The organism is Acidobacteriota bacterium (genome assembly GCA_034211275.1).
Classification (GTDB): Bacteria; Acidobacteriota; Thermoanaerobaculia; order Multivoradales; family JAHZIX01; genus JAGQSE01.
Map to the genome: position 1 here is coordinate 1 of JAXHTF010000237.1, position 9644 is coordinate 9644.

At 67.9% G+C, this 9644-nt stretch carries 11 protein-coding genes; 9 read left to right on the forward strand and 2 right to left on the reverse strand.

Going from position 1 to position 9644, the window contains the following annotated elements:
- Both SX243_23255 and pyk read right to left on the reverse strand, forming a co-directional pair.
- Positions 1-763 (reverse strand): alpha/beta fold hydrolase (locus SX243_23255; GenBank protein ID MDY7095903.1); only part of this gene is annotated, 763 nt, incomplete at its 3' end.
- A gap of 13 nt (positions 764-776) precedes the next feature.
- Entirely contained in the window at positions 777-2234 is a 1458-nt protein-coding gene (gene pyk / locus SX243_23260) for a pyruvate kinase (GenBank protein MDY7095904.1), read from the reverse strand.
- Between the two features lie 123 nt (positions 2235-2357).
- Here pyk and SX243_23265 point away from each other — a divergent pair, with 123 nt between their 5' ends.
- From SX243_23265 to SX243_23305, 9 genes are all read left to right on the forward strand, one after another.
- On the forward strand, positions 2358-3464 hold the full coding sequence (locus SX243_23265; GenBank protein ID MDY7095905.1) for a sialidase family protein: 1107 nt from the start codon (positions 2358-2360) through the stop codon (positions 3462-3464).
- A 7-nt stretch (positions 3465-3471) separates the two neighbouring features.
- Positions 3472-3771 carry a MoaD/ThiS family protein gene (locus SX243_23270; protein ID MDY7095906.1) on the forward strand — a complete coding sequence of 100 codons (300 nt, stop codon included), beginning with the start codon at positions 3472-3474 and terminating at the stop codon, positions 3769-3771.
- Positions 3772-3862: 91 nt separating this feature from the next.
- The gene (locus tag SX243_23275; protein MDY7095907.1) at positions 3863-4060 is read left to right on the forward strand and encodes a hypothetical protein; all 198 of its coding nucleotides are present in this window, start codon (positions 3863-3865) and stop codon (positions 4058-4060) included.
- A gap of 74 nt (positions 4061-4134) precedes the next feature.
- Positions 4135-5988 carry a proteasome accessory factor PafA2 family protein gene (locus tag SX243_23280; protein ID MDY7095908.1) on the forward strand — a complete coding sequence of 618 codons (1854 nt, stop codon included), beginning with the start codon at positions 4135-4137 and terminating at the stop codon, positions 5986-5988.
- 37 nt (positions 5989-6025) lie between these two features.
- Positions 6026-6313, forward strand: a complete 288-nt coding sequence (locus SX243_23285) for a DUF427 domain-containing protein (GenBank protein MDY7095909.1) — start codon at positions 6026-6028, stop codon at positions 6311-6313.
- The gene (locus SX243_23290; protein ID MDY7095910.1) at positions 6310-7272 is read left to right on the forward strand and encodes a S1/P1 nuclease; all 963 of its coding nucleotides are present in this window, start codon (positions 6310-6312) and stop codon (positions 7270-7272) included. Before SX243_23285 ends, SX243_23290 begins: the two co-directional genes overlap by 4 nt.
- 24 nt (positions 7273-7296) lie before the next feature.
- Entirely contained in the window at positions 7297-8064 is a 768-nt protein-coding gene (locus SX243_23295) for an alpha/beta hydrolase (GenBank protein MDY7095911.1), read from the forward strand.
- Between the two features lie 216 nt (positions 8065-8280).
- The gene (locus SX243_23300) at positions 8281-8901 is read left to right on the forward strand and encodes a sigma-70 family RNA polymerase sigma factor (GenBank protein MDY7095912.1); all 621 of its coding nucleotides are present in this window, start codon (positions 8281-8283) and stop codon (positions 8899-8901) included.
- Positions 8902-8911: 10 nt separating this feature from the next.
- On the forward strand, positions 8912-9644 hold a 733-nt coding region (locus tag SX243_23305; protein MDY7095913.1), incomplete at its 3' end, for a zf-HC2 domain-containing protein.

The window sequence follows — 9644 nt, forward strand, 5'->3', positions numbered from 1 at the left end:
CCATGCGGGCGAGATCCAGGGGGGCGACGCGGCGGCGGTAGCCGGGGAAGAGGCCGCCGCCCTTGCCGGAGTCCGGCGGGTCGGGGATCTCCTGGCCCAGGCGGGCGCCGTCCAGGGGCCAGCGGTAGGCGCGGGCGATGTCGCCGCGGATGGAGTCGGGGTCGCCCTGGGCCTTGTGCAGGGCGCGCTGGGGGAATCCGAAGCCGCGGAAGACCAGGTCGCTGATCACCGGGCGGCGGGCGAAGCGGTGGAAGGCGGTGTTGCGGGGGTGCTTGGGGACCACCACCGCGGTATTTCCCAGCACCCAGCCGCGGACACGCTCCGGCACCATGGACGCGGCGGTGGTGAGGATGGGACCGCCCCAATCTTGGGCCACGCAGACGGCGTCGCGGACGTCCAAGACCTCCAAGGCCTCGGCGATGGCTTCGGCGTGGCGGGGGAGCTGGTGGTCTTCCATGCGGGGCAAGTGGCTGGACAGGCCGAGGCCCAGCAGATCCGGGGCGACGATGCGGAAATCCTCCAAGCGGCGCATGACCTTGCGCCACAGGAAGCTCCAGGTGGGGTTGCCGTGGAGCAGCACGACGGTCGGAGCACCAGCAGATGCCCGCTCCGGGCCGTGGTCCACCAGGTGCAGTCGCAGGCCGGCGTTGGCGCCGCGATGAAGGGGCAGGAGGTGGCGGTGGAAGGGAAACCGTTGGCTCAGGAACTCCGGCAGCGGCGGCGGCGGGAGTAGGGCTGGATTCTGGGGAGCGGCTGTGGGCATCGTCCGCGACCAGCTACTCGGGGACCTCGTCGCGCACCCGGTGGATGCGCAGGAGGTTGGTGCGCGGGCGCTCGCGGATGGGGTCCCCCATGACGACGATGATCACCTCGCCGGGTTCCGCCAGGCCGCGGGCACGGAGCTCTCGGTCTACCACCCGCACTACCTCGTCGTGGTGCTCCACGTCGCTCTCCAGCACCAGGGGCCGCACGCCCCACAGCAGCTGGGCACGGCGGGCCAAGGCGGTGTTGGTGGTGAAGACGAGGACCGAGACCTTGGGCCGGTAGCGGGCCAGCAGGCGGGCGGTGAAGCCGCCCTGGCTGAAGGCCACGATGCGCCGCACGTTGAGCAGCTCGGTGGCGTGGGCGGCGGCGGAGGAGATGGCATCGGGGATGTCGATGGGGCCGAATTGAACCTCGTCCCCGACCCCCGGCTCGGCACCGCTCAGACCCGCCACCGGGGGTGTGCCGGCTTTGCCGTAGCTTTCCGCTTCGATGATGGTCTGGGCCATGGTGCGCACCGCTTCCACCGGGAATTTGCCGGCGGCGGTTTCGCCGGAGAGCATCAGCACGTCGGCGCCGTCGAAGACCGCGTTGGCGACGTCGGAGACCTCGGCGCGGGTGGGGCGGGGTTGCTCCATCATGGATTCGAGCATCTGGGTGGCGACGATCACCGGGGTGCCGGTGCGGCGGCCGGCGGCGATGATGCGCTTCTGGAGCACCGGCACCTGGCGCAGCGGGACCTCGACCCCGAGATCGCCGCGGGCCACCATCACCGCGTCGGCGGCGGCGACGATGTCGTCGAGCTTCTCCACCGCCGCCGCCCGCTCGAGCTTGGCGATGATGGGGAGCTCGCCGCCGGAGGCTTCGATGACCCCGCGCAGGCGCTCGAGATGGTCGGCGCTGCCGACGTAGCTGGCGCCGATGAAGTCGACTCCCAACTGCACCGCGAAGGAGATGTCGGCGCGGTCCTTCTCGGAGATCTGGAACGGCAGCAGGCTGTCCGGCAGATTGATGCCCTTGCGGGTGGAGACCGGGCCGCCGTGGATCACCCGGGCGATGACCCGGTCGGCCTTGCGGGCTTCCACCCGAAGCTCCACCAATCCGTTGTCGATGAGCACCCGCTCCCCGGTGCGCAGGAAGCGCAGCAGCCCGGGGGAGTCCAGGGGGAGGTCGACACCCTCGCCATCCTCCGCTACCACCACCTGCTGGCCATCGTGGACCTCGATGCCGCCGTCCGGCAGCTGCCCGAGGCGATAGCGGGGGCCCATTAGATCGAAGACGATGGGCACGTAGCGGTCCATCTCCTCGCTCAGGCGGCGGATATTCTCCACCGTGGCCTGGTGGCTTTCGTGGGTGCCGTGGGAAAGGTTGAAGCGGACGATGTTCATGCCCTCTTCGAGAAGGCTGCGAATCACCTCCGGCGACGACGAGGCCGGACCGAGGGTGGCCATGATCTTTGCGCGACGTTCCATGGCGCGGAGTATACGCGCTCGGGGCGGAGTTGCGTCGATCCGGCTGCAACTGTTGCGATACGATCACTTCGAGTGTTCAGCAATCAGCGGTGGCAAGGACGGGAAGGGCCGATGGAGGGTGCAATGAGCGAAGTCGTGGTCATGGTGGGGACCCGCAAGGGAGCCTTCTTCTGCCGCTCCGACGCGGCCCGGAGGCAGTGGACTGTGGAGGGGCCGCACTTCAAGGGTTGGGACGTGGGCTATCTGCAGCTCGATACGCGCTCCGAGCCGACCCTCTATGCCGGCGTCGGACATTTCGTCTACGGCCCGAGCATTCAAATCTCGAAGGATTTCGGCAAGACCTGGACCCAGGTCGAGGACAGCCCCCGCTACGCCGCCGACGCCGGCCGCGAGGTGAAGCGCATCTGGTGCATCGAGCCGGGGCGTAGGGATCAGCCCCAGCGGCTCTACGCCGGGGTGGACGAGGCGGGGCTCTTCGTCACCGACGATGGCGGCCTGCATTGGGAGGAAGTGCCGGGGCTCAACGACCACCCCACCCGCCCCGGTTGGTCACCGGGGGCCGGCGGCCTGTGCTGTCACCGGGTGGTGGTGGACGAGGAGCAGCCCGGCCGCCTGTGGGTGGGCATCTCCGCCGTCGGAGTCTTCCGCAGCGACGACGACGGCGCCTCCTGGGAAGTGTGCAACGAGGGCGCCCCCATCGTCGTTCCGAGCCAGGACTTCCCCGGCATCGGTTCCTGTGTTCACAGCCTGGTGCGTCCCGGGGGAGAGGAAGGCTCTGCCGAGATCCTCTTCCAGCAGAATCACCGCGGAGTCTTCCGCAGCGACGACGGGGCCAAGACGTGGACGGAGAAGCAGGACGGCCTGCCCTCCACCTTCGGTTTCCCCATGGTGGCCCATCCGCGGGAGCCCAAGACTTTATTCACCGTGCCCTTGGAGAGCGACGAGTACCGCACACCCACCGACGGCCGGCTGGCGGTCTACCGTACGGTGGACGGCGGCGATTCTTGGCAGCCGGTGGGGACCGGCCTGCCGGAGGGCGGCTGCTACACCGCGGTGCTGCGCCACGCCTTCGACGCCGACGGCCTCGATCCGCTGGGGCTCTACCTGGGGACCACCGGCGGCCGCTTGCACTACAGCGCCGACGGCGGCGAGACCTGGGACGCCATGCCGTGCTCGCTGCCGCGCATCCAGAGCGTGCGGGCGGTGGTGCTCGACGGCGGGGATTCCTGAGGCGCGGATGGTGAAAAACCCAGCGGAGGCGCCGGCGGTGACGGTCTACCTGCCGAGCCTGCTGCGCGGTGCCAGCGGCGGCCGCGGCGAGGTGACGGTGCGGGGGCGGACGGTGGAGGAGTGCATCGAGGCTCTGCTCAACGGCCAACCGCTTTTGCGCCCCCACCTCTTCACCGATGCCGGCGCGCAGCGTGAGCACGTCAGCATCTTCCTCAACGACACCGACGTGCGCTGGTTGGAGAGCTGGAACCACCCGGTGCGCTCCGGGGACACTCTGACCGTGCTGCAGGCGGTCTCCGGAGGCTGATGCGACAGCTGACCGGAGGAGGCCGAGGAGGCTCTACCGAAAGCCGCTCGCCGCGGGCCTCTGTGCTAGCATTTTTCCAAGGAGGACGACTGTGGATGCCGCCAAAAAGACTCGACTCGCCGAATTGCTGACGGATCCTGCGGCCGAGGCCCGAGGGTCCAACCCTCAGACGCCCGCCTCTCCGGATCCGGACGTGTTGGAGGACCTGGTGCAGGAGATTCGCCAGGACGCCACCGCCCGCGCCGGATCTTACCCACGGGATACGGAAGTCCCGGAAGGCGGCGAGTAATTCGGTTCCGAGGCGGCGGCTCCCACCTTCTTTCCTGCCGATTCCGCCTCACCTGAGCTCATGACATCCCCATCATGACCACTCCGGGCCCGGTGCTCGACCGCCTCATGGGGCTGGAAACCGAGTACGCCCTGCGCTTCACCTCTCCTCGTTCTCAAGGTCCCGGCAAGAGCGGTCATCCCGGCAACGACCGGATCTATCGTGCCCTGGCCGGCGCCGTGTCCGAGCTGGTCCACGCCCGCCCCGGCGACGGCGTTCCCTCCAAAGAGCAGATCTTCGTACAAAACGGCGGGGCGTTTTACTACGAGCATCTACCCCATTGTCCCGCCGGGGGGCTGCTCGAAGGCGCGACGCCGGAATGTCGTTCTCCCGCCCAATTGCTGACCTACCAGAAGGCTCAGGAGGAGCTGTTGAAGGCGGCGCTGCCGCGAGCCCGTCGCCGGCTGGCGTTTGCCCGAAGGAGAGGGCGGCCATCGGTGGCAGAGCTCCGTCTGGAAGGAGGGAGCCTGGGAGAGCTGGGTTGGGGAGATCTGGGCCTGGTGAAGAATTGCCGGGACGCCGCCGGCAACGTCTACGGAGCCCAGGAGAATTACGAGGTGGAGATCGCCCGCGGGCCCTGGTTGATGCTCTATCGCGCCGGGCTGGCGCTGCTGGTGCCCTGGTTTCTGCTCATGGCACTGCTTTCGTGGGTGATGAATCTGGTGCTCATCCTGCTGGTGCTGGTGGTGGCGGTGTGGGGTTGGAGCGTGGCGGTTCTCTTCCCTCGGTGGTCCGCCATGCGGCGGGTGGCGGCGCTTCTGCAGGCGGACGAAGACACCCTCGGCCGGCGCCTGGGCTGGTTCCAGCTGGTGCTGTCCCATGTCTTCATGGGGCCGGTGGCGACGCCCTTCGCCGTGCTTCTGGAGCTCACCGCCTTTCGCCATCTGCGGGCACCGCTGTGGCCGTTTCTCGCTTCCCGGGCGGTGATCGCCGGCGCCGGGACGGTGGAAGCCGGCGGCCGCTTCGCTCTGGCGGAGAAAGCACCAGCCCTGCGCCGGCTGTTGCGGCGCTCCATCTCCCCCAAAGGCCGGCCGGTGCTCGACACCGGCAACTTACTCAAGCAGGCTCTGAGCCCCATGACGTTCCGCTTCTCGGAGCTCCTCGGTCTCTTCCGCCGGCGCCAGCGGCTGCAGCTGGGGTTCGGAGACTCCAATGCCGCTCAATGGGCTGAATATTTGAAAATCGCCACCACGGCCTTGGTCTTGGATCTGGCGGAGGCGGATGAGCTGAAGACGAAGGCACCGAGGCTGCGCCGGCCGCTGGCGGCTTTCCACGCTCTGGCGGCGGATCCGACGCTGAAGCAGGCTGTAGAGCTGAAGGACGGGACGGAGCGCACCGCTCTGGAGCTCCAGCGCTTCTATCTCGAGCGGGCGGAAGATTGGCTGGCGCGGGCACCGGCGGTGTCGATGGAGGCTCGCCAGGTGGTGAAGCTTTGGCGGCAAGTGTTGGAGGCGCTGGAGGAGCGTCGTTGGGATACCCTGCTGGGCAAGCTCGACTGGGTGACCAAGCGCTACCTGCTCGAATCCTGCGGTACGAACACCGAGGGCCCGGGGACCGAGACCTCGGGTACCGGGAGCGCGGGGAAGGAGGCGGTGCTCAAGACACTGGACCTGCGCTACCACGAGCTCGGCGAGGGCTATCTGGCCCGGATGGAGGCGGCGGGGCTGGCGCCGAGGGTGGTGGAGCCGGAGACGGTGGAGCGAGCGATGGAAGAGCCGCCGGAGAAAACCCCGGCGTTCCTGCGCGGGGAGCTGATCCGGCGCCGAGGGGCTGCCCGGCTGCCCCTCAAGGTGACCTGGGACAGCGCGTGGATCGGTGGCCGGCTGCTCGGACAGGTGGTGCACTTCCGCGATCCCCGGGCGAACGGTAGACGAGAGCCCCAGATCTGAAGGGCTGCTTCGGAAGAATCCAAGAGAGGTCGAAGGCATGGTGAAGGCGACGTGGAACGGTGAGGTGGTGGCGCAGAGCGACAACACGGTGGTGGTGGAGGGCAATCACTACTTCCCGCCGGACTCCATCGAGGCGCGCTACTTTCGCGACAGCGGCACGACCTCGTTCTGCCCGTGGAAGGGCACGGCCCACTACTACAGCCTGGAGGTGGGCGGAGAGACCAACGTCGACGCGGCGTGGTTCTACCCGCAGCCGAAAGAGGCGGCGGAGGAAATCCGCGACCGGGTGGCCTTCTGGCGTGGCGTGCAGGTGCAGGAGGCATGATGCTGCGGGATGCCGAATCGATGAGCCGCGGGGCTCAGAGGCTCTCTCCGGCGTTCTTCCTGCTGATGCTGGCGGCGCTGCTGGTTGCGCCGCCGGCCGCTTCGCCAGCTCGGGCCTGGGGTACCACCGGTCATATGCTTACGGCCCAGATCGCCTACGACTCCCTGAGCCCGCAGGCGCGGGAGGAGGCGAACCGGCTCATCGCCGTGCTAGCGGCGGTGGATCCTCGGACGCCCCACTTCGTTCCCGCGTCGGTGTGGATGGACGAGGTGCGGGGTTCTGGGCTGCGCGCCATGGATACCTGGCATTACATCAACCTGCCGATCAACGCCGGCGGCTTGGCGGATGTGCCGGCGGCCCTGGAAACCAATGTGGTGTGGGCCATCGACCAGGCCGCTGAGACCCTCGCCAACCCCGAGGCCACCGATTTCGAGCGCGCCTTCATGTTGCGCATTCTGCTCCACGTGGTGGGCGACGTGCATCAGCCGCTGCACTGCGTCGGCCGGTTCACCACGGCCCTGCCAAAGGGGGATCGGGGCGGCAATCTCTTCTTCATCCAGCCGGTGGAGGAGGGGGCGCCGGATCAACTCCACTGGCTGTGGGACGCCACCGTGGGGCTCTTTCCCCGCATCGCCGTGGAAGACGACTGGCAGCCACAGATCGCCGCCCTGGCGGAGCGGATCATGACCGAGCATCCACGCCCGGTGCTGCCGCCGTGGCAGCGGGGGGCCGCCGAAGAGTGGGCGCGGGAGGGCTTCGAGCTTGCGCGTTCGGTGGTCTACGACGGCGTTGCCGAGGGCGCGCCGGTGACCCGGGAGTATGTGCTGCGGGCTCACCGGACGATCTCGGAGCGCCTGGCCTTGGCGGGGTATCGGCTGGCGCAGATCCTGGAAGCGACCCTCGTCCCGCCGACCACCGACGCGGAGCTCTCCGACGACGCTGCCGCGGCGGCCGAATAGCCGCAGCTAGACTCCCCTACTCTCATGCTGAAGATCCCCATTCCCGACACCGAGCACCATCTGGCGGTGCGTCTGGACGAATCCGCCGGCGAGGGCTCCAAGGGCCGGGCGGTGCTCTACCTTCACGGCTTCGGATCGAGCCAGGAGGCGGAGAAGGCGGAATTCTTTCGCCGGCGGGCGCTGGAGGCGGGCATGTCCTTCTGTTCGCTGGATTTCCGCGGCCACGGTGCCTCCGACGACGATCTCGAGGGGCTGACTCTGACCCGCAACGTCGAGGATGCTGACCTGGCTCTGCAGCAGCTGGAGGAGCGCGGCTATCCGCCACCGGTGGTCCTGGGTTCGTCCTTCGGCGCCCTCACCGGCTTGTGGCTGAGCGCCCTGCACCCCGATCGGGTCGCCGCCGGCCTGTACATCGCTCCCGCCCTCGACCTGGAAGAGCGAACCCGCAGCTGGGCGGGGGAGGAGGGCCTGGCCGCCTGGCGCGAGGCGGGCCGGGTGCGGGTCGCCACGCCGGTGGTGGAAACGGATTTGGGCTGGGATTTTCTGGCGGATTTCGAACGCTACACCCCGGCGGAGCTGAGCCGGCGTCTGGCCACTCCCTCCCTGCTCCTCCAGGGACAGCGGGACGACCAGGTGGGGTGGGAGCGAGTGGCGGCCTTCGCCGCCGCTTGCGATCGGACTCCGGTGGAGCTCCACCTCTTCTCCGACGGCGATCACCGCCTGTTGGATCGCAAGGCGCTCCTGTGGGAGCTGATGTCCCACTTCCTGGCTCGGCAAGGCTTTCCTCGCTAGGAGCTGTCTCGACGCGGGCCAGCTCAACATGAGCCGACGGCCCCGCATCTCCTCTCCATTCCCGCCGTCTCGGCGAAGATGCAAGTATTGGCTGGGGTCTAGTAGTAGTTTAGAATAACAATTATCTTAGGTTGTAGTTATTCGATTGTTGTGCTTGAGGTATTTGTTTCCGCGTTACGTATTTTGTAGTCGTCTTCATGCGATTTGCTTGGGCTAGTGACCAGCGAGGAGTTTGACTTGAGTGGGCCTTCAGAGGAGGAATGGAGCCCCGAGGGGCACCGCGAGGAGCTCTTTCGGAAGCTCTTTGACCTGCATTTTCAACCCGTCTGCAATTTTTTTGGTCGGAAAGGGCTGTCTTTCGACGATGCACTCGATTTAGCCCAGGAAACTTTTTTGCTCGCGTATCGTGGGATGGAGAGCTTCCGCGGGGACTCCTCCGCCAAGACCTGGTTGTTCACCATCGCCCGGCGGGTCTGGATCGACTTCCTACGCCGCCGGGGGGCGGGCAAGCGGGACGGCGTTCATGTCCCCGTAGAGCACGCGGAAGACTCCGCTCCGGCGGTTCTCTCCTCGCGGGCTCGATCCGCTGAAGACGAGCCGGAGCCACTGGAGCTGATGCTGCGCAAGGAACGCATGGAGGAGCTGCGCGCAGCCCTGGCCGAGCTGCCGCCGAAAATGCGGCAATGTGTGATGCTACGCTTGTCCCAAGGCTTAAAGTACCGGGAGATCGCGGCGGTGATGCGTATTTCGGGCCAAACGGTGAAGACGTACCTCTTTCAGGCCAAGAACCGGCTCACCGCGCTCCTGGAGCCCTATTTCAGCAACTTCGAGCTGTGACGAGGCAGCCGTGAACGAGCAGAAGCCCCACCTGCAGAGCTATCTCAGCCGCTTGGCGGACGAGAAGCTGGAAGAACAGGAGCTGGGAGAGACCGTCGCCGGCGAGGGCTCAGCCCACGACGGTGCCGGAGAGCCTCGGCCGCAACATCCTTCTTCCAGCCATCTCGACGCCTATGCGGCGGATCGCCTGAGCGAAGAGGAGGCGGACGCCGTGCGCGAGCATCTGGCGGTGTGTGCTGCCTGCACCGATGGGTTGCTGGCCCGCCTCGACCCCCCGGGCGGTGCGGAAGAGCCGTTCCAGCTCAGCGAGGAGGAGAAGGAGGCGCAGTGGCGGCAGCTGCAGCGTTCCCTCCACACCCCGCCCTCCGCGGTCGTCCGGGAGCGCCAGCGGCCGGACGCCTGGGGCTTGGGTCAGCACACCGCCACGGACAATTTCTCCGAGCTTTCCGGCGGCCCGGTCCTGGGAGTCGGCGGCGGTCCCACCCGCCGTGCTCTGCGCTGGTCCCTGGCGCTGGCGGCGACCTTCTTGCTCACCACCTGCCTGGCGCTCTTCTGGGGCTGGCGGGAGCAGCGGATCCCGGATCCCGAGATCAACCTGCCCATCGCCATGCTGGTGCCGGAGGAGGTCCGTACCCGCGGTGCCGGCGCTGCTCAGCCGGAGCCAACGGCCATCGCCGGAGAGACGCGCACGGTGGTGGTGGTCTTGGTGCTGCCGGTCTCCAACGTTCCCCAGGAGGGTGCCG

Coding starts and splice junctions, on each gene's coding strand:
- pyk (MDY7095904.1), bottom strand. CDS start 2,234: ATGGAACGTCGCGCAAAGATCATGGCCACCCTCGGTCCGGCCTCGTCG.
- SX243_23290 (MDY7095910.1), top strand. CDS start 6,310: ATGATGCTGCGGGATGCCGAATCGATGAGCCGCGGGGCTCAGAGGCTC.
- SX243_23265 (MDY7095905.1), top strand. CDS start 2,358: ATGAGCGAAGTCGTGGTCATGGTGGGGACCCGCAAGGGAGCCTTCTTC.
- SX243_23295 (MDY7095911.1), top strand. CDS start 7,297: ATGCTGAAGATCCCCATTCCCGACACCGAGCACCATCTGGCGGTGCGT.
- SX243_23280 (MDY7095908.1), top strand. CDS start 4,135: ATGACCACTCCGGGCCCGGTGCTCGACCGCCTCATGGGGCTGGAAACC.
- SX243_23270 (MDY7095906.1), top strand. CDS start 3,472: ATGGTGAAAAACCCAGCGGAGGCGCCGGCGGTGACGGTCTACCTGCCG.
- SX243_23285 (MDY7095909.1), top strand. CDS start 6,026: ATGGTGAAGGCGACGTGGAACGGTGAGGTGGTGGCGCAGAGCGACAAC.